At 66.6% G+C, this 22,599-nt stretch carries 20 protein-coding genes and 2 pseudogenes; 8 read left to right on the forward strand and 14 right to left on the reverse strand.

Going from position 1 to position 22,599, the window contains the following annotated elements; translation table 11 throughout:
• Positions 1-116: 116 nt before the first annotated feature.
• From BLR51_RS09970 to BLR51_RS28455, 3 genes and pseudogenes are all read left to right on the forward strand, one after another.
• A pseudogene (locus BLR51_RS09970) lies at positions 117-677 on the forward strand (IS3 family transposase); the annotation flags it as partial.
• Positions 678-697: 20 nt separating this feature from the next.
• On the forward strand, positions 698-1,138 hold the full coding sequence (locus tag BLR51_RS28450) for a transposase (RefSeq protein ID WP_278184857.1): 441 nt from the start codon (positions 698-700) through the stop codon (positions 1,136-1,138).
• 24 nt (positions 1,139-1,162) lie between these two features.
• Positions 1,163-1,513, forward strand: a pseudogene (locus tag BLR51_RS28455) (IS5 family transposase); the annotation flags it as partial.
• 186 nt (positions 1,514-1,699) lie between these two features.
• Here the strand turns inward: BLR51_RS28455 and BLR51_RS28545 are convergent.
• Entirely contained in the window at positions 1,700-2,281 is a 582-nt protein-coding gene (locus BLR51_RS28545) for a hypothetical protein (RefSeq protein WP_207543617.1), read from the reverse strand.
• A 44-nt stretch (positions 2,282-2,325) separates the two neighbouring features.
• Between BLR51_RS28545 and BLR51_RS28700 the strand changes: the two genes are divergently transcribed.
• A complete protein-coding gene (locus BLR51_RS28700) occupies positions 2,326-2,823 on the forward strand; it encodes a thiolase family protein (protein WP_511229353.1) in 498 nt (165 codons plus the stop codon).
• A 72-nt stretch (positions 2,824-2,895) separates the two neighbouring features.
• Here the strand turns inward: BLR51_RS28700 and BLR51_RS09990 are convergent, their stop codons facing one another.
• A complete protein-coding gene (locus tag BLR51_RS09990; RefSeq protein ID WP_242656700.1) occupies positions 2,896-3,942 on the reverse strand; it encodes an AbrB family protein in 1,047 nt (348 codons plus the stop codon).
• Positions 3,943-4,445: 503 nt separating this feature from the next.
• Here BLR51_RS09990 and dctP point away from each other — a divergent pair.
• From dctP to BLR51_RS10005, 3 genes are all read left to right on the forward strand, one after another.
• Positions 4,446-5,438: a TRAP transporter substrate-binding protein DctP gene (gene dctP / locus BLR51_RS09995; RefSeq protein WP_165616785.1), complete on the forward strand. Its 993-nt coding sequence runs from the start codon at positions 4,446-4,448 to the stop codon at positions 5,436-5,438.
• A 94-nt stretch (positions 5,439-5,532) separates the two neighbouring features.
• Positions 5,533-6,057, forward strand: a complete 525-nt coding sequence (locus BLR51_RS10000; protein ID WP_089846441.1) for a TRAP transporter small permease — start codon at positions 5,533-5,535, stop codon at positions 6,055-6,057.
• Positions 6,054-7,367 carry a TRAP transporter large permease gene (locus BLR51_RS10005; protein ID WP_089846443.1) on the forward strand — a complete coding sequence of 438 codons (1,314 nt, stop codon included), beginning with the start codon at positions 6,054-6,056 and terminating at the stop codon, positions 7,365-7,367. Before BLR51_RS10000 ends, BLR51_RS10005 begins: the two co-directional genes overlap by 4 nt.
• 78 nt (positions 7,368-7,445) lie before the next feature.
• Here the strand turns inward: BLR51_RS10005 and BLR51_RS10010 are convergent, their stop codons facing one another.
• The 11 genes from BLR51_RS10010 to BLR51_RS10060 form a co-directional block, all read right to left on the reverse strand.
• Positions 7,446-8,171, reverse strand: coding sequence for an isochorismatase family protein (locus BLR51_RS10010; RefSeq protein ID WP_165616786.1), 726 nt, complete (start codon positions 8,169-8,171; stop codon positions 7,446-7,448).
• Entirely contained in the window at positions 8,168-8,869 is a 702-nt protein-coding gene (locus BLR51_RS10015) for a cysteine hydrolase family protein (RefSeq protein WP_089846447.1), read from the reverse strand. The genes BLR51_RS10010 and BLR51_RS10015 overlap by 4 nt, the downstream gene beginning before the upstream one ends.
• On the reverse strand, positions 8,866-9,762 hold the full coding sequence (locus BLR51_RS10020; protein WP_089846449.1) for a polysaccharide deacetylase family protein: 897 nt from the start codon (positions 9,760-9,762) through the stop codon (positions 8,866-8,868). Before BLR51_RS10020 ends, BLR51_RS10015 begins: the two co-directional genes overlap by 4 nt.
• Positions 9,759-10,256: a (2Fe-2S)-binding protein gene (locus BLR51_RS10025; RefSeq protein WP_089846451.1), complete on the reverse strand. Its 498-nt coding sequence runs from the start codon at positions 10,254-10,256 to the stop codon at positions 9,759-9,761. The genes BLR51_RS10020 and BLR51_RS10025 overlap by 4 nt, the downstream gene beginning before the upstream one ends.
• A gap of 11 nt (positions 10,257-10,267) precedes the next feature.
• Positions 10,268-11,155 (reverse strand): FAD binding domain-containing protein, encoded by an 888-nt coding sequence (locus BLR51_RS10030; protein ID WP_089846453.1) that lies wholly within the window; start codon positions 11,153-11,155, stop codon positions 10,268-10,270.
• Entirely contained in the window at positions 11,152-11,892 is a 741-nt protein-coding gene (locus tag BLR51_RS10035) for a class II aldolase/adducin family protein (protein ID WP_089846456.1), read from the reverse strand. The genes BLR51_RS10030 and BLR51_RS10035 overlap by 4 nt, the downstream gene beginning before the upstream one ends.
• Positions 11,889-14,243 carry a xanthine dehydrogenase family protein molybdopterin-binding subunit gene (locus tag BLR51_RS10040; protein ID WP_089846458.1) on the reverse strand — a complete coding sequence of 785 codons (2,355 nt, stop codon included), beginning with the start codon at positions 14,241-14,243 and terminating at the stop codon, positions 11,889-11,891. The genes BLR51_RS10035 and BLR51_RS10040 overlap by 4 nt, the downstream gene beginning before the upstream one ends.
• A complete protein-coding gene (locus BLR51_RS10045; RefSeq protein ID WP_089846460.1) occupies positions 14,240-16,612 on the reverse strand; it encodes a xanthine dehydrogenase family protein molybdopterin-binding subunit in 2,373 nt (790 codons plus the stop codon). Before BLR51_RS10045 ends, BLR51_RS10040 begins: the two co-directional genes overlap by 4 nt.
• A gap of 2 nt (positions 16,613-16,614) precedes the next feature.
• Positions 16,615-18,564: a TRAP transporter permease gene (locus BLR51_RS10050; protein WP_242656701.1), complete on the reverse strand. Its 1,950-nt coding sequence runs from the start codon at positions 18,562-18,564 to the stop codon at positions 16,615-16,617.
• A gap of 69 nt (positions 18,565-18,633) precedes the next feature.
• Positions 18,634-19,617, reverse strand: a complete 984-nt coding sequence (locus tag BLR51_RS10055; protein WP_089846462.1) for a TAXI family TRAP transporter solute-binding subunit — start codon at positions 19,615-19,617, stop codon at positions 18,634-18,636.
• A 218-nt stretch (positions 19,618-19,835) separates the two neighbouring features.
• Positions 19,836-20,780, reverse strand: a complete 945-nt coding sequence (locus BLR51_RS10060; RefSeq protein ID WP_311135836.1) for a helix-turn-helix domain-containing protein — start codon at positions 20,778-20,780, stop codon at positions 19,836-19,838.
• A 92-nt stretch (positions 20,781-20,872) separates the two neighbouring features.
• On the opposite strand from BLR51_RS10060, the gene BLR51_RS10065 reads away from it, so the two are divergent.
• On the forward strand, positions 20,873-22,129 hold the full coding sequence (locus BLR51_RS10065; RefSeq protein WP_165616787.1) for an amidase: 1,257 nt from the start codon (positions 20,873-20,875) through the stop codon (positions 22,127-22,129).
• Here the strand turns inward: BLR51_RS10065 and BLR51_RS10070 are convergent, their stop codons facing one another.
• On the reverse strand, positions 22,130-22,579 hold the full coding sequence (locus BLR51_RS10070; RefSeq protein WP_089846467.1) for an SRPBCC family protein: 450 nt from the start codon (positions 22,577-22,579) through the stop codon (positions 22,130-22,132). It lies immediately after the preceding gene.
• Positions 22,580-22,599: the final 20 nt, after the last annotated feature.

Consider the following 22,599-nt stretch of genomic DNA (forward strand, 5'->3'; position numbering starts at 1 on the left):
TCGAGGAAAGCCAACTGGGGCATCGGCAGGTTGAGCTGCTGCCGGTTTCGCGGACACGAAGACAAGATCGTGACCAAGGAACCGGAGAGTGGATATGACGAGACGGCGAGTTCAAGATCGAGGCCGTAAGGTTGGTGACGGACCGGGGCGTTGCGGTGGCGCAGGCCGCCCGTGACCTGGATGTGGCGGAGAGCGTTCTGCGCCGCTGGATGCGGGAGCTGACCGCTGCGCCTGCGGCGGCCTTTGCCGGGAACGGCCAGATGCGGGCCGATCTGGCCGAGATTGCAGCCCTGAAGAAAGAGGTCGCCCGGCTCCGGCGGAGCGTGACATCCTCAGGAAAGCGGCAGCTTTTTCGCACGGGAGGCGACATGAGGGTCGCCTTCGTCGCCAAACACCGCCACATCTGGCCCGTCAGCTGGCTGTGCGACGTGCCGGATGTGTCACGATCCGGCTTCCATGCCTGGCTCAATCGTCCGACCAGCGCCCGCGAGATCCATGACGCCCAGCTCGTCACGGCGATCGAGACGAGCTTCAAGGCCAGCTACCGGAGCTACGGGGCTCGCCGCGTCTGGCGCGATGTGCTGCAGGAAGGACTGGCCTGAGGCCTTCACCGGATCGAACGGCTGAGGCGGATCAATGCCTTGCGGGCACGGCCCAAGCGCCGCGGAAAGCCTAGGCTCAGGATCCATTGATCTGCTTGAGGTCGCCAAGCCTGCCTGATTCAAACCCCCGAACTGACGGGGGTGAAGATGAGCAACCTTTTTGGCTGACCGACGAGCAGATGGACCGGCTCCGGCCATTCTTCCCGAAAAGTCATGGGAAGCCGCGTGTCGATGACCGGCGTGTTCTGAGCGGCATCATCTTCATCAATCGCAATGGCTTGCGCTGGTGCGACGCCCCACGGGAGTATGGCCCGCCGAAGACGCTCTACAACGGCTGGAAGCGATGGGGCGACAGGGGGGTGTTCGCCCGGATGATGGAGGGGCTGGCCTCCGACGGCGGCGAGGAGAAGGTCGTCATGATCGACGCGACCTACCTGAAGGCGCACCGCACGGCTTCGAGATTGCGGGCGAAAAAAGGGGCCCTGCGACCAGCGAGGGCGTCTGATCGGTCGCACCAAGCACCACGGGTGGCATGAACACCCAACTCCACGCAGTCACCGACGCCGTTGCGCTTCTTCATGACCGCGGGCCAAGTGAGCGACGATACTGGCGCGGCGGCCTTGCTGGGCAGCCTGCCTGCCGCTGAATGGCTGATTGCCGACCGGGGATATGATGCCGACTGGTTTCGGGATGCTTTGAAAGACAAGGGGATACGCCCCTGCATCCCGGGCCGGAAGTCGCGCGCTGAGACCGTCCTCTACGACAGGCGCCGCTATCGCCGCCGCAACCGGATAGAGATCATGTTCGGCAGGTTGAAGGACTGGCGCCGCGTCGCAACCCGCTACGACAGGTGCGCACAAACCTTCCTCTCCGCCGTCGCTCTCGCCGCGACTGTCATCTTCTGGCTTTGACGATCAATGAGTCTGGAGCCTAAGCGAAGAGCCCAAAACGTCTGATGCTGCAACACGCATGAATGGCACATCCAGCGAATGGTGCTGCGACAGCAATGGATCTTCCACAGCCTGCCGTTCGATCAAAAACTGGAAGCATGCATGATGCTTCCCTCGCGATCGGTGCTTCGACCCCGCCGCCGCGGATCAGTTCGGTATTCTCCTCTTCGACGCAGGGCGTGAAGGAGCGACCGGATTTTGATTCTGGACATCGGCGAGTCTGGACATCGAGGGGTCCGTCAGAATCAAACGGACCAGTTTCCGGGGATCAAGGCAAGGCGGCTTCGGCGGGCGGGCAGGTATGGAAACCCCGGCTCGACAAGGCGGCGCGATGCCTTTCCCACTTTCCTGCGCATGGTGCCGCTCTGCCAGCTGCATGTCACGCCGACACATCCGGAACCCTTGATCCCCTGCCGCACGCAGCGAAGGGTGGATCTGGCAGCGGATGTGCCGGACACTGCAAGGATTGACCGCCTGCGCTTTGGCCCGTGGCTCCATGTTGACCCGGGTGAAAGGTGATCTGAGCCGGATCGGGGTGGCGCGGGAGGTGACGGGCGATTTCTTCGCCAGCCGCGATGCAGACGTGCCGCTGTCGGACGTCGCCTGCGCGCTGCTGTCGCAGCAACGCAGGGCGGCGGGCAGCTTGGCGGGCTGTTCGATGCCGAGATCGCCCCCAGGAAGGTGATCCAGAAAGTGACCGATCGCGACAGCGGCGAGCTCTCCTGCCACGAGTCAGGGCCTGTCGGGACGAGGGCAACCGCCCCGGCACCACTTTGGGAGATCTCGCGCGGCTTTCTCCGGCCTTCCGGGGCGGGCAGCAACTGTCCGAAGGGTGTTCGCTTACGGCGGGCAATGCCAGCCAGCTGTCGGACGGGGCCTCTGCTGCGGTGGTCATGGAGGAGGCGGAGGTCACGCGCCGCGGGCTGATCCCGCTGGGCCACCATGTCAGGAGTGCGGTCGCCGGGTGCGATCCGGATGAAATTGGGGATCGGCCCGGTCCATGCGGTGCCCAAGCTGCTCGCCGCGCATGGGGGAGTTCAGCGAGGCGTTCGCCAGCCAAGTCCTGGCCAGCGCGGGCGCTGGAACTGCCGATGGATCGGATGAACGTCAATGGCGGCGCGATTTCGATCGGACACCCCTATGGCATGTCGGGCGCCCGCATGGTCGGCCACGCGCTGATCGAGGGGTGGCGGCGGGGCGCGCGCCATGTCGTCTGCACCATGTGCATCGGCGGCGGCATGGGGGCTGCCGGACTGTTCGAGGTGCTCTGATCCCAAGTCTGCGGCCCGCTGCCAGATCTCGGGCTGCGGGCCGGACCCGTCGCCGCGACAGGGCCCGTTCAGTCAGGACGGTCCGGCGGGGCGGTCCTGTCCCATCTTTCCCGAGCGACGCGCGGCGAAGCGCGCCAGCGGCGGGCCAAAGATCAGGACGATCAGAAAGCGCAGCGTCTGCAGCGCCATGACCAGAGGCAGATCGACATTGCTTGACGCTGCGATGATCGCGACGGAATCCATGCCTCCCGGACTGGTGGCGAGATAGGCGGTGACCGGATCGATCCCGAGCCAGAAATGCAGCAGGGCCGCAAGGCCGCCGCTGAACATCATCAAGGCAAGGATCGCCCCCAGAATCTTTGGCAGCGCCTTCCACGCATGGGTCAGCACCTTGAGGCTGAAGGCGAGGCCGATCCGCCAGCCCAGCACGGCATAGGCCAGCGCCAGATACCATTCCGGCAGCTGGAACTGCCCCGGTTCCATGAAGTTGATGACGATGCCGATCACCATCGGCACCAGCATCTGTCCAGCGGGAACCCGCATCACCTGTCCCAGCCAGCTGCCACCAAGGATGACGGCGGCGGTCAGCGCCAGCGCGGGCAGATCCAGCGGCGGAAACCAGATGGTCTGCATCACGGCGGTGCCCCCGCCCTCGCTCCAGAGTCCGGCCAGCAGCGAGGCGGCCAGCGCCACAAGGATCACGCGCAAGTATTGCATGAAGGCAACAAGCCGGACATCGGCGCCGAAGGCTTCGGCCATCAGGGTCATCGCCGTGGCGGCCCCCGGCCATGACCCCCAGATCGCGGTGGTGCCGGGCAGCACGTTCCAGTGGCTCAGCATCAGCCCAAGCGCGGCGCTGGCCATCAGGATCAGCAGCACGACGCCAAGATAGATCGGCCATGCCTCCGCCAGACGCGCAAACACGTCAGGGGAAATCGAGGCGGCGACCAGCACCCCGATGGTGGACTGGGCGATGTGAAAGGGGATCTGCGGGATCGACAGCGCAAAGCCGCGCGCCCCGCAGATGATGCCCGCCAGCATCGGCCCCAGCAGCAGCCCCGCCGGAATGCCAAGCAGGTCCATGCCGGTTCCGAACAGCAGCGAAAGCGCGATCAGCACTCCCCATTTCCGTACCGGGCTCGTCATCATCGGCGGCAGTCCTTCCTGCTGGGATCATCTGCCGCCATCCGGAGGCGGCGACAGCGCAAGCGCGGCCCGGACCGGTCGCGTCCCGCGCGGGTCCACAAAGCCGAAGGACGCGGGGCGCGCGGCGGGATCAGGGGCATGAGACACCGTCTAGGAGAGTTTCCCCCGGCGGGAAAGCCGGAATGCCCTTGTCCCGCAGCCTGGTCTGCCCGGTGCGCCGTCGTGCCGTCCGCCGCTGCGGGGCAGGGTCGAGGATGGCAGAGGGAACAGGCGTTTAGAAATTGGAACATGTCCCGTTCCTCAAACTTCCGCAAGGATGCTCATGATTTAAGCAGATGCAGGCGGATCGCGGTGGTTTCGCAGGAAGTTTAGACCAGATTGCGTGTCTTTTGATGTCTCGCACACAGCGCGGTTGATATCCGTTTCGAGATAGTGCCAATAATGGTACATGTTCTAAAATGGGGAGGATCGAACTCGTGATCTCAAAAAACAATAAACCGCTGAAAGCACCCGTCGCTGTCGCCCTTGCTCTGGGCAGCTTTGCCACCTCGGCCATGGCCGAGGATTTCCGGATGCTGGCCAGCTGGGACAGCTCTTATCCCATCGTGCCGCAGGTCGCGGATGTCTTTGCAGAAATGGTGTCCGAAGCCTCGGGCGGCGACAGCACCATCGCGCTGACCGGGCCAGAGGCCGTGCCGCCTTTCGAGCAGCTTCAGCCGGTGTCGGCGGGTGTCTTCGACATGCTGTTCACCTCGGGCGCCTATCACTCGAACGAGATCGCTGTCGGCATGGTCATGGATGCGGTGCAGGCCGATCCCGCCGCGCGCCGCAGCTCCGGCGCATGGGACATGGTCGATGCCGCCTATCAGGAGATGGGGCTCAAGCTCATCGCGCTGCCGACCTTGCCCAATGGCTACAACATCCTGCTGCGCGACCCGATCGGCGACAGCTGCGATTTCAGCGGCCTCAAGATCCGCGGCAGCGCCACCTATACCTCGCTGATCCAGTCTCTGGGCGGCCAGCCGGTGGTTCTGCCGCCCGCCGAGATCTATTCGGCGCTGGAAAAGGGCGTGGTGGATGGTGCGGCATGGCCGGTGATCGGCGCCATCGACTATGGCTGGTATGAGGTCGCCGACTATTTCCTGCGTCCGGCCTTTGGCACCGCCACCTATATGGTGCTGATGAACCTCGACAAGTGGACCAGCCTTGAGGAGGCCGAGCAGGCGCTGCTGCTTGAGCAGGGCGAGGCGCTGGAGGTCCGCGCGATCGACACGCTGGCCGGGGTGGCCGAGGCCGAACAGACGGCGCTGGAAGAAAAGGGCATGCAGCCCACGCAGATCTGCGGCGATGCCGCCGACACCATGGAACATGACTGGTCCGAAGGGGTCTGGGCGCTTGGCGTGGAGAAGGGCGGCGAGACCATCGAAAGCCTGAAAGCCACCGTCACCGAGGCAGGCATCAACTTCTGATCCGCAAGAGCCACGGCACGCGGCTGCGTCCGGATCCGTCCGGGCGCGGCCTTGTTCCGGCTGTGCGCCAACCACGCCAAGGAGGCGTTTCAAGATGACGACCGAACCCCAAGCGCCCCCGCCGTCCCGGGCATGGCGCCTTCTTGACCTCGTGGTCGGGCTGGGGGCCTGGGCCGGGGCGCTTTGCGTGACGGGGATCCTCGTCAGCTATTCCATCGAGGTCTTCATGCGGTATCTGCTGAACGCGCCGACCTCTTGGGCAAGCGATTTCGTGAAATACTTCCTGTGCGGGGCGGTTTTTCTGGCCATGCCGCAGCTGACCCGCGAGGGTGCGCATGTCTCTGTCACCGTCTTCAAGGGCAAGCTGCCCGCACGGAGCGAGGCGCTCGCCGCCCGGCTCGGGCTGCTGATTTCGGCGGCGGTCTGCCTGCTGGTGGGCTGGCTGGCGCTTGAACAGACCATCTACAACTTCTCGCGCGGCATCGACACCATGTCGCTGATCGCGATCCCGAAATGGATCGTGGCCGCGCCCATCACCTTTGGCTTTGTCGTCTCCGGACTTGTCCTGCTGGCTCAGGTCCTGCGGCTGGATGCCGCCATCACGGAGGCCGCACGATGATCACCGGCATCACGGCGGTTTTTGTGCTGACCGGCGCGCTGCTGCTGCTTTTTGGCACCGGCCTTCCGATCTTTGTCACCTTCCTCATCGTCAATGTCGCGGGCACCTTCCTGCTGCTTGGCGTCAACGGCTTCACGCTTCTGGCCAATTCGATCTACGACACCGCCACCACCGGCTCGCTGACCGCCATTCCGCTGTTCATCCTGCTCGGAGAGCTGCTGTTCCGTGGCAGGGCGCTGTCGGTGATGTTTTCCTCCATTGAGGTTCTGGTGGGCCGGGTCCGCGGGCGCCAGTTCGTGCTGGCCGTGGTGCTGTCGACCGTGTTCGGCGCGCTTTCTGGCGCGGCGATGGGGGTCGCGGCCATGCTGGGCAAGACGGTGCTGCCGGGGATCAGGGCGCGGGGCGGCTCGTCTTCGCTGGCCATGGGCGCCATCGTCTCGGGCGCGTCGCTGGCGCCGATCATTCCGCCCTCGCTGCTGGCGATCATCGTCGGAACGCTGGCGGGGGTTTCCATCGGTGACATGCTTGTGGGCGGCATCGTGCCCGGGCTGATGATGGCCGCGCTTTTTGTGATCTATATCCTGATCCGCATCCGGCTTGACCCGTCGCTGGACACAGATGGCGAGGATCTGCCCCCGGAGCGGGGCAGCGGCGCGGTGCCGAAGGCGCTGCTGGCGCTGGCGCCATTTACGCTTATCGTGGGGTCGATCATGGGCTTCATCATGGCGGGCATCGCCACGCCGTCCGAAGCAGCGGCCACCGGCGTTCTTGGCGCGCTGGTCACCACGATGATCTATGAGCGGCTCAGTTTCACCGTGTTGCGGGATTCGGTGCTGTCGGCGACCAAGATCTCGGCGATGATCCTGCTCATCATGGCCTCGTCGAAGATGTTCAGCCAGCTTCTGGCCATGAGCGGCGGCATCTCGGCCATGACGGCGATGATCAGCGCGATGGACCTGCCGGGCTGGGCGATGCTGCTGGTGCTGATGGCCTTTCCCTTCATCATGTGCATGTTCATCGACCAGACGGCGCTGATGCTGATCGTGGTGCCGATCTATTCGCCGCTGGTGGCGCATTACGGCTTCGATCCGCTGTGGTTCTGGCTGATCTTTCTGGTGAACATCACCGTGGGCGGCATCACGCCCCCCTTCGGCTACGTGCTTTTTGCGCTGCAGGGCGCGGCACCGGACGAGCCGATGACGGCGATTTTCCGGTCGGCCTGGCCCTTCGTCGGGATCTTCATCATCGGCATGCTGATCATGGCCGTTTTCCCGCCGCTGGTCACCTTCCTGCCCTCGCTCGCGCGCTAGCGCGGGCAGGCGCCTTCGGCACGACAAAAAACTGCGCCCCGAGGGGCGCAGTTTTTCCGTGTCGCGATGGCCCCTGGATCAGCGCGGCAGCGCGCGGGCCGCAGGTGTGGTGAGGCTGTCCAGATGATCCAGCGCCGCGTCGCTGTCGATCACCGCGCCATAGCGCATGGCGATGTCGAAAAGCGCGATGGCGTGGCTGGCCTGCGCGCGGTCAAAACAGCCGTCCGCGATGGCCGCCACCCTGAACCCATGGCTATAGGCATCCACCGCGCTGGCCCGCACGCAGCCAGAGGTCGTGGTGCCGGTCAGCAGCACGCTGTCGCAGCCAAGGCGGCGCAGATGGGTCGCCGTGGGCGCCCCGAAAAAGGCCGAAGGCTTGCGCTTGTAGACCATGATGTCGCGGGTCTCGGGCAGAAGCGGGGTCACGATCTCGTTCGCGTCGCGATCCTGCGGCGTGGCGGGCACCTGTTCGGCGGTGCGCGAGTTCTTCCAGCCCCAGCTGCCCAGATCCCACGCGTCGCCCCGGGCACGACCGGTGCTGTAAAGCACCGGCACATCCCGCGCCCGCGCCGCCATGCAAAGGGCCGCGATCCGGTCGATGGCCTGCCAGCTTTCGGCGCCGCAGGAGTTCGGCCAGCGCCGGATGCTGTCAAGGATGTCTTCGCCCGGCTGGTCCCCGGCAAATCCCCAAGAGACGTCGATGACCACCAGCGCGGGCCGGCTGCCCAGACCTTCGGGGCCGGTCAGGCCGGTCTGCGCAAGGCGGTCCTTGTCGGCGGCGGACAGGTACTCTTCCCAGATCATCGGCGGCTCCCGGGCATCAGGTCCGGTCGCCGGTCCGCACAGCCTTTCGGCAGGGCGAACATGGCGGCGGGCAGGGTGGCGATCCAGTCGGCCAGATCGGCGGCGGGCAGGGGGTCGGCATATTTGGCGTGCAGATCGCAGAGCGCCATGGCGTGACTGGCCTCCCATGCGTCGAAACACGCATCTTCGGCGATGGCGACGCGCAGGTTCAGGCTGAAGGCGTCGATGACCGTGGCGCGCAGGGCGCCCGCGCTGGCGCCCCCGGCGACCACAAGGCCATCCACGCCCAGCAGGTTGAGAAAACTCATCAGATCGCTGTCGAAAAAGGCCGACGGCGCCTGCCTGCGGATCACGATGTCGGTGGGGGCGGGGGAAAGCGCCTCGGCGAAATCGGTGTCGTTCAGCGGATCGGCCCCGGCAGGGCGTCCGTCTTCCTGTGGTCGGTCCCAGCCATCGGCGCGGGTGGCGCCGGTGGCGTGGATCACCGGCAGGCCCTGCGCCCGCGCCGCCGCCACCAGCGGCTGCACTGCGGCAAGCGCCGCTGTGGCAGACGGGATGGCGGCCAGATTGCCCCGGTTGAAGCCCACCAGCAGCAGCGCCGGACGTGCGGGCAGGGTGCCGCGCACGCCATAGCCAGCCGCGGCAAAGACCTTGCCATCCCGTTCGGTGATGAAATCCTCCCAGATCCGGCGCGTCATGCGTCACCTGCGGGGAAAAGACCGGCGTAATGGCGGGCGACACCACCGGGGGTGGTGATCCAGATGTCGTCGCGATGCTGCAGGATATGCGCCAGCGCCCGCCGCAGCGCCCGGAGGCGATAGGGATGACCGATCACGAAAGGATGCAGCACGATGGTGTAGCACAGCGGGTATTTGGCGCTTTGCAGCAGCATCTCGTCGAACTGGTCGACCATCATCCGTTCGAAACTGGCCGGACCTTCCTGCCGGAAAGCCATCACCGGGCTGTCGTTCAGCTCGATGGAATAGGGCACGGACAGGATCGGCGCGCTGCGGGTGCGCATCCAGAACGGCTGGTCATCCGCTGGCCAGTCAAGCACGTAGCTGAAGCCCACCTCGCGCAGCAGATCCAGCGTGATGTCGGTCTGCGCCAGATAGGGGCCAAGCCAGCCTGCGGGCGCCGTGCCGGTATAGGAGGTGATCGCGTCATAGGCTTCGCGGATCAGCGCCTCCTCCTCCTCGGGCGGCAGCAGGTCCTGCCGTTCGGCATTGCTGCGGCCATGGCCGATGAACTCGTCGCCGCGCGCGATCATCCGGTCGGCGATCGCGGGGCAATGGTCGAAAAGCAGCGAGTTGAAGTTATGCGAGGCGGGCAGGCCCATCTCGTCCAGCAGGTCGAACAGATACCACTGCCCGACCCGGTTGCCGTAATCGCGCCATGCGTAGTTGCGGCTGGTCTGCGGCGCGCCCACCTGCGCGGAATCGCTGCCGAGCCCGTCGCGAAAGCTGAAGATCTCGATGTTGTTGCAAATCGCCACCGACAGGCGCTTGCCGCCGGGCCATGAAAAATCGGGGCGCTCCGGCAGGGGGCTGTAGGCGTAGCGGTCGTGATGCTTGAGGCGGATCAGGCTCATGCGGCGGTCTCCCGGACCGAGGCGCGGATGGCGGGGGCCGCGGCCAGCGCCGCGCGGACGATGTTGCGATAGCCGGTGCAGCGGCACAGGTTGGAGGACAGCACCTCGGTCAGTTCCTCGTCGCTCATGTCCGGATCCTTCTGCAGCGCGCCGGTGATGAGCATGAGGAAACCCGGCGTGCAGAAGCCGCATTGCAGCGCGTGATGGTCGATGAAGGCCTGCTGCAGCACCGACAGCCCGCCCTCGGGGGCAAGCCCCTCGACGGTGCGCACCTCTGCGCCCTCGGCCTGAACCGCAAACATCAGGCAGGAACGGACCGGCGCGCCGTTAACCATGACGGTGCAGGCGCCGCAGACCCCATGTTCGCAGCCGACATGGGTGCCGGTCAGGCGGCAGTCCTCGCGCAGCGCGTCGGCCAGCGTCTTGCGCGGCACGCAGGCGATGGTGCGGGGGACGCCGTTGACGGTAAGGGTGATCGTGGTCTTGTCTGACATGGGTGTGGTCCTCATGCGGGGTCTGCCAGCGCGAGGGTCCGCAGGCGGGCGGCCTCAAGCGCGCGGGTGATGACGGTGCCGGTCAGATCCCTGCGGTATTCGGCGGAGGTGGTGGCATCTTCCATCGGATCGACGGCGCGCATGGCGGCTTCGGCGGCGGCGGCCATGGCCGCCGCGTCAAAAGCCCTGCCGATCAGCGCCGCCTCGGCCTCCGGCAGCCGCCGGGGATGGTCTTCGATCCCGCCGATGCCGATGCGGGCGGCGGTGATCCTGTCATCCTGCAGGTCGATCACGCAGAGCGCCATGCCAAGCGCAAAATCTCCGGCCCGCCTGTTGAATTCGTAAAAGCCCCAGCTTGCGGACGCCTCGGGCAGCGGCAGGCGCACCTCGGTCAGGATCTCGTCCGGGTCGCGGGTGGTGCTCATCGGGCCGTCGCTCCAGTCCCGGGCGGCGACCTCGCGCGGGCCATCCGCCGAAAGCAGGCAGACCGTGCCGTCCAGCGTCGCGGTCACGAGGCACCATTCCGAAGAAGGATCGGCGTGGCTGAGCGAGCCGCCGAAGGTGCCGCGCTGGCGGATCGGGTAATGGGCGATATGCGCGGCGACGCAGGCCAGCAGATCCCCCAGCGGCGCCGGGGCGGCCCGCGCATCGTGAAAGGTGGCATGCCGGGTCAGCGTGGGGATGACAAGGCTGTCGCCCTCGACGCGCGGCCTGTCCAGACCGTCAAGGGCGTTCAGGTCGATGAGTTCGGTGGCATAGGCAACCCTGAGCGCCATCATGGGCACAAGGCTCTGCCCGCCCGCAAGGATCAGCGCGCCGTCATCGGCGCCATCGCGCAGGCGCTGCGCGGCATCCTCAAGGCTTGTGGGCCGGTAATAGGTGAACGGCGCGGGTTTCATCGCTGCGCTCCTTTGCCTTCTGTATCGGTTTCACGGGGAAGTCGGGCGGTCCAGTGGTCCCAGCCGCGCCGCAGCGCCGCAGGCGCGGGCGTTCCTGCCAGCGCGATCTCGCCCGGCGACAGCGGGGTGACGGGACCAAGCGACAGCGCCGTGGTCAGGGTTTCGGCCTCGCGGCAGGCGTGGATGCAGCGGAACACGACATCCTCGGCGCTGGTGCCCGTCACCAGCACGCCATGGCCGCGCAGCAGCACGATGCGTCCGGGGCCAAGCGCGCCAGCAAGGTCTGCGGCCTGCTCCATGGTCGTGACCAGCATGTTGGTGTCGCCAAAGCTCTTGCGGCTGTCCCAGAGCGGTACCTCGGCCCCCATCCATGCTCCGGTCTGGCTCAGCGCGACCAGCGGGCGGCCCCCCATGCAATAGGGCAGGAGCGGGGCGGCGTGGTGGTGGCAGCTGGCCTGCGCGCGGGCATCGGCCCGGAACACGGCGGCATGGATGAACCGCTCGGAAAAAAGCGGGGCATCGGTTGCCTCCAGCGGCGCGCCGTCAAGGTCGAAGGGCAGCAGGTCGGCGGCGGTCAGGCGCGCGGGGGCGCCGGCGCGGCCCAGCCAGAAGACGCCCGGGTCGGTGGGATCCCGCAGGGCGACATGGCCGAAGACATCCATCACGCCTTCATGGACAAGGATGCGTGTCGCGGTGACGATCTGCTCCAGCAGGGCATCGGGGCGGGTGAGGGTCATTCGGGGCCTCCCGGTCTGGCCGCGCGGATGGCGGCGTGCAGCGCCTGCACGCTGATCGGCGCTTCGGAAATTTCGATGCCCAGATCCTCCAGCGCATGCTCCACCGCCGAGGCGATGGCCGCCGCCGTGGGGATCACCCCGCTCTCGCCCACGCCCTTGACCCCCAGAGCATTGAGCGGGCTCGGGCTTTCGGTATGGGCGATCTCGATGACCGGCATTTCGGCGCTGGTCACCAGCAGATAGTCGGCAAGGCTTGCGGTCAGCGGCTGCGCCTGATCGTCAAAGCACATCTTTTCATAAAGCGCGTTGCCCAGCCCATGCGCCAGACCGCCAAGGATCTGGCCATCGACCATCTGCGGGTTGACCATCCGGCCGCAGTCATGGGCAAGGAAAAGCCGCGCCACATGCACCGCGCCGGTTGCCTCGTCCACCTCGACCTCGGCGGCAAGACAGCCATTCGCGAAGGCCATGCCTTCGATCAGCACGCGTTCGGTGGCCTGCAGCCCGGGCGTGTCGATCCCCGGCAGCCGGTAGCCCGGCAGACCTTCGGATGCGGCGGCGATCTCGGCAAGGGAAAGCCCCTCGCCGCTGTTGCTGCCTGCCACGATCACCAGGTCCGCCGCGATGTCCAGATTCTCCTCCGGCATCTGCAGCAGATGTGCCGCGACCTGCAGCACCTTTCTGCGCACCACCCGTGCGGCCGCATCGGCGGAGGCGCCCGCGACAACGGTCTGGCGGCTGTTGAACCCCCCGAAGCCATAGGGTTCGCGCGTGTCGCCCAGCGTCAGGTCGATGGTCGAGGGATCGCGGCCAAGATGTTCGGCAACGATCTGCGCCAGCGCCGTGCCAACCCCCTGTCCCATGGCGGCGGCGCCGGTATTGACCTTGATCCGCCCGTCACGGGCGACGCGGATCGTGACCGTTTCGTAGGGTCCGCGGCCCGTGCCTTCGACATAATTCGCAAGGCCGAGGCCAAGCCGCTTGCCCCTGGCGCGGGCCTCCCGGCGGCGGTCCTCGAACCCGTGCCAGCCGATCCCCTCCAGCGCGGTGGCCTGCGTGCGGGGATAGTCACCGCTGTCGAGGATGACCGGCTCGCCGGACCGCAGCTTGAGCGGGCGTTCGCAGGGCATCCGGTCGGGGGTCACGAGGTTGCGGCGGCGGATTTCGGCCCGGTCGATCCCGCAGGCGCGCGCGCCCGCATCCAGCAGCCGTTCCATCACATAGGTCGCCTGCGGCTGGCCCGCGCCGCGCACCGGCGTGACGGGGGTCTTGTTGGTCACGGTCACGATGATGTCCAGATCATAGGCCGGAACCTCGTACATCAGCGGCAGCATCATCCCCGAGGCATAGGGCACGTTCAGCCCCCGCGCCGTCCACGCGCCATGGTCGTGCAGCAAGGTGCCGCGCAGCCCCCGGATGCGGCCATCCGCCTCCAGCGCCATCTCGACCGTCCAGAGCTGCTCGCGCTCCTGACAGGCGGCTAGAAAATGCTCGCGCCGGTCCTCGACCCAGCGCACCGGGCGCCCCAGCGCCTGCGCCGCCGCCGCGACGGCGATTTCTTCGGGATAGGTGACAAGCTTCGGGCCGAAAGCGCCGCCAAGATCGGGGGCGGTCACCTCGACCTCCGCGTCATCGCGGGCGAGCAGCGTGCAGATATGCCGTTTGAGCGCATGGGGTGTCTGGGTCGAAGACCAGACCGACAGCCGCCCGGTCATGGCATCCGGCGCGGCCAGCACGCCACGGCCTTCCATGGAATGCGCGCCGCCGCGGTCGATGCGGAAGCGGCGGGACATCACATGCGGGGCGCCGTCAAAGGCGGCGGCGATGTCGCCGTAACTGAACCCGAAACGGGCCAGCCGGTTATGCGGCAGATGCGCATGCGCCTTTGGTGCGTCATGGCGCGCGGCGTTTTCCAGATCGGCCACCGGCTCCAGCGGGTCAAGATCAAGGTCGATCATCTCGGCCGCGTCCTCGGCCTCGGCGCGGGTTTCCGCCACGACCATGGCCAGCGCTTCTCCCACATAGACCGTCTCGTGCTCCGGCAGGATGGGTCGGTCCAGCGCGAAGGCGATGGAGGAAGAGGGCAGCCCCGTGACCAGCCGCTGCCCGCCGGGCAGCAGGGCGGCAAGATCCCGCGCGGTATAGACCGCGACCACGCCGGGCATGGCGCGCACCTCCTCCAGATCGGCGGTGCCGATGCGGGCATGGGCATAGGGGCTGCGCAGGAAGGCGGCATGCAGCCCGCCGGGGCTGGCGATGTCGTCAAGAAAGCGGCCCTTGCCCGACACAAGCGCGCGGTCCTCGCGCCGGGGAACGGACTGCCCGACAAGCGGGGCATTGGACTGGGTCATATGGCGTCTCCAGCCCTCGCGGCATCGTACTCGGCGATGCGGGCCCTGAGGTATTGCGGCGTCACCGGCAGACGGGTGACAAGCCCCGGACGCTGCAGCGCGTCGTCGATGGCGCAGGCGATGGCGGCGCCAGCGCCGGTCACACCGGCCTCGCCCGAGCCCTTGATCCCCAGCGGATTGAGCGGCGAGGGCGCGTCCTGCAGGATCTGCACCCGGCAGTCGGGCATCTCTGCCGAGGTCGGCATGAGGTAATCGGCGAAGGTGACCGACAGCGGCTGGCCCTGATCGTCAAACCGGAATTCTTCCAGCAGCGCCCCGCCCAGACCCTGCGCCAGACCGCCGACGATCTGGCCTTCGATCATGGCCGGATTGATGGCGCGGCCCACGTCATAGGTGATCCAGTAGCGGTCGAGCCGGACATGCCCGGTGTCTCTGTCGATGATGACCAGCGCCACATGCGCGCCATAGGGGTAATTCATGTGCTTGTTGTGATACCACGCCTCGGCGGCAAGGCCCGGATCGCGGTCGCCGCGTTTCGGTGACACCGGATCAAGCGCCGCCGCGATTTCGGCCAGCGTCACGCTGGCGTCGCTGGTGCGGCAGGTGGCGATGCCCCCGTCGATGTTGATCGCGTCCGGCGTGCAGTCCAGCAGGCTTGCCGCCATCTCGCAGGCCTTGGCGCGCACGGTTTCGGCGGCGCGGCGGGTGGCCTCGCCGGTCATCACGGTGACGCGGCTCGCATGCGCGCCCCAGCCATGAGAGATGCGGTCCGTGTCGCCATGGATCACGCGGCAGGCCTGATAGTCGGCGCCAAGCGTATCCGCAGCGATCTGGGCGACTGCGGTTTCCATGCCCTGACCCAGTGAGGCGGCGCCGGTGACGATTTCAATGCCGCCGTCAGGATGCACCGTCAGGCGCACCAGTTCAGACGGACCAAGGCCGCTTTTCTCGACAAAATAGCCCAGCCCCACGCCCACGCATTCGCCTTTGGCGCGGCGTTCGGCCGCCTCCGCGCGCAGCGCATCCAGCCCGCAGAACTCGGCGGCCTTGCCCAGCAGGCCTTCGTAATCGCCGCTGTCGAGGATCACGTCGGATTCCAGCGCCGTCATGTGCCGGTCAAAGGGCATTTCCGACGAGGCGATGAAGTTGCGGCGGCGCAGATCCAGCGGGTCGAGGCCGGTTCTGGTGGCGATGGCATCCATCAGCCGCTCGCGCACGAAGGTGCTTTCGAACCGCGAGGGGGCGCGATAGGTGGCGGCGGGGGTCTTGGCGGTCAGCCGGAAATGGGCGCGGGCCGCATAGGCGGGCACGCGGTAGGGGCCCAGCAGCAGGCCGATGCTCATGTCGGCCACGCGCGCGCCATGGGTGCGCACATAGGCGCCCTGATCGTGGTGCAGCGTTTCGTCGATGGCCAGAAGCCGCCCCTCGGCATCCACCGCCGCGCGGATCAGGTGCTGCTGTTCGCGCGACTGGTTGGCGGCCATCATGTGTTCGCGCCGGTCCTCCACCCATTTCACCGGACGACCGAGCCGCATGGCGGCAAGGCAGACCAGAATGTCCTCGGGATAAAGCTCGCCCCGGATGCCAAAGCCGCCGCCGACATGCGGTTCATGCAGCGCCACCTGCGACGGCGACAGGCCGAACATTTCGGCCAGCCGGTCGCGGTTCCAGTGCGGGCGCTTGGTCGCACCCCAAAGGTCCAGCCGTTCGCGGCCATGATCCCACGCGGCCAGCGCGCCGCGCGTTTCCATGGGGATGCCGGAATGCCGACCGATGGCCAGATCCAGCTCCACCACATGCGCGGCCCCGGCAAAGGCCGCATCCACGTCGCCATAGCCCTTGGTCAGGGTCAGCGGCGCGCTGCTGTGGCCGGGCGCAAACTCCCCCGGCTCGGCGCGCGCGTCAAGGATCGGGGCCATATCCTCGTCGATTTCGGCAAAGACCGCCTCGGCGGCGTCCTCGGCCAGATAGGGATCTTCGGCAAAGACGATGGCCACCGGCTCGCCGACATAGCGCACCCGGTCCTTGGCAAGGCAGGGCTGGGTGTAGGGATCAAGCCCTTCGATCTTGGTGGCGCGGAAGGGGATATGCGGCAGGTTGCCCAGATCCTCTGCGGTCCAGACCGCGGCGACGCCGGGCATGGCGCGCGCCGCAGAGGTGTCGATTCCGGCGATCCGGCCCACCGCATGGGCCGACCGCACGACGCGCGCCCAAAGCTGATGCGGCACATCCATGTCGCCCACGAACCGACCGGCGCCCAGCACCAGCGGGCGGTCCTCCAGCCGGGTGACGGCGCGCCCGATATAGGCCGAGCGGCGCGGCGGGTGATTGTGATCCTGTGGCAGGCGGGGAAGGGAGTGGTCTTGCACGGTCAGTGGTCTTTGCGAAGTTCGGTGAGGGATGCGCGCGGGCTGCGCAGGGTCCAGACGCCAAAGGCGACGAGCCCGGCGCCGAGCGCCAGCGCGACAAGGTTGGACGAGATCAGCAGCAGGGCCCCGATGGCCAGCGCGGCCCTTGTCGGGGTGCCAAGACGGCTGCGCCAGAAGCCTTCGGCGGCGATTGCCAGCGCCAGCACGGCGACCAGCGCGCGCAGCGCGTCGAAAAAGATCTCCGGCACGCTGCCCTGAAGGATGACGCCGGGGGCATACATGAAGGTGAAGGGCAGCACGAAGGCGGCGACCGCCAGCTTGCAGGCCGTGGCGGCGATGCCGATGGGATTGGCATCGGCGATGGCGGCGGCGGCATAGGCGGCCACCGCAACCGGCGGGGTCATGGCAGAGAGCACGGCGAAGTAGAGCAGGAACAGATGCGCCTGCAGCAGCGAATAGCCGTAATCGCTGACCAGTGTGGGGGCAACAAGGGCGGCGGCCAGCGCATAGGCGGCAGGCGTGGGCATGCCCATGCCCAGCAGGATCGTCATGCCTGCGGCAATTACCAGCGTCAGCAGGTCGTTCGATCCGGCGATCAGCACCAGCAGTTCGGACACCTTGCCGGCAAGGCCGGTCATGGTGATGCCGCCGATGACCATGCCCGCTGCGGCACAGGCGCCGGTCACGGCCACCATGCTCATCGTGGTCTGTGCGATGCCGTCGATCAGAGCCTTGAGTGAGAAGCTTTTCCAGCGGAACACCCATGTGCCAAGCAGGGCGACGGTGCCGTAAAGCGCCACATAGGTCGGGCTGAAATGCATCACCAGCGCGCCGGTCAGCACCACCAGCGGCACGATGAAGGGCCAGCCGTCGCGCAGCACCTTGCCCGCGCGGGGCAGGTCATCAGGATCGAGATTGCCCACCCCCAGACGGCGCGACCGCAGGTCCACCTGCAGGAAGACGGAGATATAATAAAGAATGGCAGAGATGAGCGCGGCAAAGACGATCTCGAGATAGGAGATGCCGGTAAATTCCGCCATGATGAAGACGGCGGCGCCCATCACCGGCGGCAGGATCGACCCGCCGGTGCTGGCGGCGACCTCGATGGCGCCAGCGAGGCGCGGCGAATAGCCGAGCTTCTGCATCACCGGGATCGTCACCGAGCCGGTCGTCACCACATCGGCGGTGGGGCTGCCCGACAGCATCCCGAAAAGCCCCGAGGAAACGACGGCGACCTTGGCGGGCCCGCCGTTATATCTGCCGGTCAGCGCGGCGGCGAGACCGAAGAAGAACTGCCCGCCTCCGGCCTTTTCCAGCAGCGTGCCGAAAAGCACGAACAGGAAAGCATAGGTCGCGGTCACCTGCACCGGTGCGCCAAAGATGCCGTCCGTGGTGAAGACGGTGATGTCGAGGAAATGGGCGAAGCTGATATAGCCATGCCGCAGCGGACCGTCAAAATGATGGCCCCACAGGTTATAGGCCATGAAGATCAGCACGATGCCGGTCAGGCCCATGCCGACCGTGCGCCGCGCCGCCTCGAGCGAGAGCAGCAGGATGCCATAGCCGAAGATCCAGTAGCTGAGCGGCAGCGGATCAAAGAGGGTGATCCGCTGGGCGATGGCATCCATTTCGACCGAGAAGAAGATCAGGCAGGCAAGGCTGAGGCCCGACAGGATGAAATCAAGCAGGCTCGGACGGTCGGTGCGCGCCGCGGGCGTCGCGCCCACCAGCAGGAAAAGCAGCGTCAGCATCATCGACAGAAAGATGATGGTCCGGGCCAGCACGTCCCAGGACGACATCGTTGCCGCATAGATCGTGAAGGCCGCAGTGAGCACGGCAAAGCTTTTGGTCACGAGGCCGAGCGGCCCGTCGAGGCGCCGGCGCGGGCCGGTTCCAAGCGTCGCGTCGATGGCACGCTGCGCAAAGGAGGGGGGAGGGGACTGGAGGGTCATTCTGTCGCCTTGCATCCGGGGGCAGGAGGGGCAGATCGGCGGGGCCGGTGGACCAGCCCCGCGCGGAGCTTACATCAGGCCAGCTTCTTTATACGCGCGGATGGCGCCCGGGTGGAACGGAACCACGCTCTGGTCTTTCATGCCTTCGGGGGTGAACCGCGCCATCGCGGCGGACACGGCGGCCATCGCATCGGGATGATCGAGCATCGCCTTGGTCACCGTATAGGCGGCTTCCTCGTCCAGATCCTCGGTGGAGAAAAGGATGATCGAGGTGGTCACCGTCTGAACGTCGCCGCCCTCGCCGGGGTTGGCCTCCGCCGGGATCGTCCACGGCTTGAGCGAGAACTTTTCAATCACCGCCTCTGCGGCATCGTCGGGCACCGACAGCAGCTTGAGCGGCGTGGCTTCCGACATCTGGGTCAGCGAGCTGTGCCCCTCGAACAGCGTGTTGGCCAGCATGTCGACGCGGCCATCCCGCATCAGCGTGGTCTGCTCGCCGGAGGCCTGAAACTGGACCGACCCGCCCCAGTCCTCGATATCCTCGATGCTGACGCCAAGCGCTGTCAGCGTCTCTTCGGTGATGGCCGAGGTCAGCAGGCCCTTGCGGTTGAAGACAAGACGCACCGGCGGCTTCTTCTCGGCGAGATCGGCAAGGCTTTCCAGCCCGTATTCCTCGGCGAAATCGGCGCGGGCAATCCACCAGACCGGCGCCCAGTCATAGAGCACGGCCAAGGCGGTCAGGCCCTCGACGGGTTCATTGAACGGTTCGGTGCCTGCGGCGGCGAATGCAAGGTCGCCGTCATTGGCCATGCCAAGCGCGCAGGCGCCGGACTGGACCTGCACCACATTGGCAAGACCGCCCGAAGACGTCTGATAGGTGATGGTCGAGCCGGGGGCTTCTGCCTTGACCGCAGCATCAAGCCCGGTGCCCACCAGAGACCAGAGGCCGCCGGGGCTTGCGCCGCAGACCGACTCGTTGATGGTCTGGGCCTGAGCGGGAAGCGCTACCCCGAGAGCAAGGCTCGCTGCCGCTGAAAATTTAAGAATATTCATGGTCCTACCCTGTTCAGCTTGTTGAGTGTGACCGGCAGGTTGGCATGGCCGGTCGTGGACGACGTTGACGTCCTGACTCGAGCGTGACCTAAAAATGAACCCAACCGCAAGAGAAATTCCAAAATTGGAACTAAATTCAAAATGAGAATTGCACGCTCCGCGCCCGCCTGCCTGTTTAACAAGCGGACGGGCGGGGCGGGGTCACGATGGGAGGGGGATCAGGGGATCAGGCCGTTCTCGCGGTCGACCGTTTCAAGCAGCTTGCGCAGATAGGCCGCCGCCTCGCGGCCCTTCAGCGCCTCGCGCCACATCTGGTCGATGGTGCGCTCGTGCAGGGCGATGGCCTCGTCGGTATTGGTGATCATCGCCACGCCAAGCCGCACGTTGGGCTGCTCGCCAAGACGGAAGGGGCTGATGGACAGGGTCTTTACGTCGCCCTTGCGGAAGATCTGGAAAGAGCTGTGCGGCAGGGTGCCGGTGACAAGGCCGACCTGAATCCCGATGGGTTCGCCTTCGATCAGGTCGATGAAATGCTGCACCTCGCGACGCGCGCGGGCGCGGCGTTCGGTCAGGTCATCCGGCGGCACGAAGGGCTGGCCGACAAAGCCGGACCGCAGCAGGCGCACGATGTCATGCGCGGACATCAGATTGACGATGGTGGGGCGCCGCGCAAGGTAATTGGCCTTGCGTTCCTTGAGGATCTCGATGATCCGCTCGATGTCCACCAGCGTCTGGTCGCGGTGGTCCGCGCTCTCCGGCACGCTTTCCTTCAGCAGCCGTTCGAGGGATTCGTGGAAGTCATCCGAGGCCAGCAGGTAAGAGATCGGCCCCGCCAGCACGATGATCTGGTTCGCCTCGGTCTCTAGCTGGCGCAGGCGTTCGAAATAGGTGACGGCAGAGGAGATGTATTCGATCTCCACCCCCAGAAGCGTCGGAAGCGACACGTCGAGCAGTTCCGCAAGCCCGATCAGCGTCTCGATCTTGACCACCTCGCCCTTTTCGAAGCGATAGACCGCCGTCCGCGAGATGCCGATGCGGCTGGCCACTTCATCGGCGCTCATCCCCGAGCCGAGTCGAAATGCCCGCAGCCTTTGGCCGATTTCATCATATCGGAGCGTCATATGGTTCCTCGTTCCAGTTTCTGAAGCGGAAGCATTGATCATGTCCTGGGGCAACGAAAAAGTCTTGTGGCGCGGGCGCCTTGCCGATCTGTTAAAAAAGTGGGATTTTGCCCACAAACGGTATGGAGGCATGGATGGACTGGCTCAACAGCGGCATCGCCGCGCTGCGCGGCGCTCTGGATGCGGGACAGGTGACGGCGGAGGCGCTGGTCGAGGCGCATCTGGACCGGATCGCGCGCCGCGACGGTGACATCCGCGCCTATGTGCATGTGGATTTTGACGAGGCGCGGCGGGCGGCACAGGATCCGGGCCAGGGGATTCTGTCCGGCATTCCCTTTGGCGTGAAGGACGTGCTGGATGTGGCGGGCATGCCCTGCGAACAGGGCAGCGCGCTTTATCACGGCCATGTGCCGCCGTTTGACGCGGGCTGCGTCGCCATGCTGAAGCAGCAGGGCGCCATCGTGCTGGGCAAGACCGCGACCGCCGAATTTGCGGGCACCGCGCCCGCCGCTACGGTCAACCCGCTGGATCCGGCGCGCAGCCCGGGAGGGTCGTCAAGCGGATCGGGCGCTGCCGTGGCGGCGGGCATGGCGGTGTTTGCGCTTGGCACCCAGACCGGCGGATCGATGCTGCGCCCCGCCGCCTTCTGCGGTGTCGCGGGGTTCAAGCCGACCTTTGGCGCATGGCCCGTGTCGGGCATGCTTCCCGCCGCCCAGTCCTTCGACACTGTCGGCGCCATTGCCCGCAGTGCCGATGATCTGGCTTGGGTGCATGCGGCGATGATGCGGCTGCGGGCGCCGTCGCTTCCGGGGGCGCTGCCGGTGATCGGGCTCTACCGGACGCATCTGTGGGACACGGTTTCGGCCGCCTGCGCCAAGGCCTTCGACCGGGCAGAGCAGGTGGTGCTGCAGGCCGGTGGCAGGGTCATCGACCTGCCGCTGGCCCCGGGTTTTGCCGAACTGACCCAGCACCGGGTTGTCGTCAATGCCTTTGAACGCAGCGGAAACACCGCCTGTTACGCCGGAGATCTGGACCGTGTCCGGCCCGAGACCCGCGAGGTCATGGCGCGCGGCGAGGCTCTTGACGGGGAAACTTACCTGCAATCCCGCCGGGCGCTGGACGCGGCCCGTGCCTCGCTTGACGCGCTTTTCGGGGAGGCGGATGTGCTGCTGACGCCGGTGGTGCCGGATGTCGCGCCCGAGGGGCTGGGCTGGACCGGCGACCCCCGGCTGCAGGAGCTGTGGAGCACGCTGCGCTGTCCTGCAATTGCCGTGCCCTTTGGTCATGCGCCGTCGGGGCTGCCGCTCTCGGTCCAGCTGGTGGCGCGCCCCAACGAGGACGCGCTTCTGCTGGATGCCGCGCGGCAGCTTGAGACGCTGCGGGACCGCTGATCAGCGGTCCTGCTGCTGAAAGCGCGCGGCGAAGCTTTCGAAGAACTGCGCCGACAGCTTGCGCGAGGTGGAGGCGATCAGCCGGGATCCAAGCTGGGCCAGCTTGCCCCCCAGCTTCACCTCGACCTCGTAACGCAGCAGCGTTCCGGCGGGATGCTCGTCAAGAAAGATATGCGCCTGCCCCTTGGCGAACCCTGCGACGCCGCCCTTGCCCTCGCCGCCCAGCACGAAACTTTCCGGGGGCCGCTCTTCGCTGAAGCTGACGGTGCCTTTGAAGGTGGCCTTCACCGGCCCGATCTTGGTGGTGACGCTGGCGTGGAGCGTGTCGTCGCCTTCGGCCACAAGCTCGGTGCAGCCGGGGATGCAGTCCCGCAGCACGTCGGGGTCGTGAAGGGCCGCCCAGACGTCGTCTCTGGGGGCGGGCAGGATGTGGTCTTCTGAAAGCTGCATGATTGAGCACCTGAGATGTT

The sequence above is a fragment of the Salipiger marinus genome (assembly GCF_900100085.1).
Taxonomy (GTDB): domain Bacteria; phylum Pseudomonadota; class Alphaproteobacteria; order Rhodobacterales; family Rhodobacteraceae; genus Salipiger; species Salipiger marinus.

Excerpts from the sequence above, each read along its gene's own strand:
- BLR51_RS10000 (WP_089846441.1), top strand. The coding sequence starts at position 5,533 with ATGACGACCGAACCCCAAGCGCCCCCGCCGTCCCGGGCATGGCGCCTT.
- BLR51_RS10005 (WP_089846443.1), top strand. The coding sequence starts at position 6,054 with ATGATCACCGGCATCACGGCGGTTTTTGTGCTGACCGGCGCGCTGCTG.
- BLR51_RS10010 (WP_165616786.1), bottom strand. The coding sequence starts at position 8,171 with ATGATCTGGGAAGAGTACCTGTCCGCCGCCGACAAGGACCGCCTTGCG.
- BLR51_RS10015 (WP_089846447.1), bottom strand. The coding sequence starts at position 8,869 with ATGACGCGCCGGATCTGGGAGGATTTCATCACCGAACGGGATGGCAAG.
- BLR51_RS10020 (WP_089846449.1), bottom strand. The coding sequence starts at position 9,762 with ATGAGCCTGATCCGCCTCAAGCATCACGACCGCTACGCCTACAGCCCC.
- BLR51_RS10025 (WP_089846451.1), bottom strand. The coding sequence starts at position 10,256 with ATGTCAGACAAGACCACGATCACCCTTACCGTCAACGGCGTCCCCCGC.
- BLR51_RS10030 (WP_089846453.1), bottom strand. The coding sequence starts at position 11,155 with ATGAAACCCGCGCCGTTCACCTATTACCGGCCCACAAGCCTTGAGGAT.
- BLR51_RS10035 (WP_089846456.1), bottom strand. The coding sequence starts at position 11,892 with ATGACCCTCACCCGCCCCGATGCCCTGCTGGAGCAGATCGTCACCGCG.
- BLR51_RS10040 (WP_089846458.1), bottom strand. The coding sequence starts at position 14,243 with ATGACCCAGTCCAATGCCCCGCTTGTCGGGCAGTCCGTTCCCCGGCGC.
- BLR51_RS10050 (WP_242656701.1), bottom strand. The coding sequence starts at position 18,564 with ATGACCCTCCAGTCCCCTCCCCCCTCCTTTGCGCAGCGTGCCATCGAC.
- BLR51_RS10055 (WP_089846462.1), bottom strand. The coding sequence starts at position 19,617 with ATGAATATTCTTAAATTTTCAGCGGCAGCGAGCCTTGCTCTCGGGGTA.
- BLR51_RS10060 (WP_311135836.1), bottom strand. The coding sequence starts at position 20,780 with ATGATCAATGCTTCCGCTTCAGAAACTGGAACGAGGAACCATATGACG.
- BLR51_RS10065 (WP_165616787.1), top strand. The coding sequence starts at position 20,873 with ATGGACTGGCTCAACAGCGGCATCGCCGCGCTGCGCGGCGCTCTGGAT.
- BLR51_RS10070 (WP_089846467.1), bottom strand. The coding sequence starts at position 22,579 with ATGCAGCTTTCAGAAGACCACATCCTGCCCGCCCCCAGAGACGACGTC.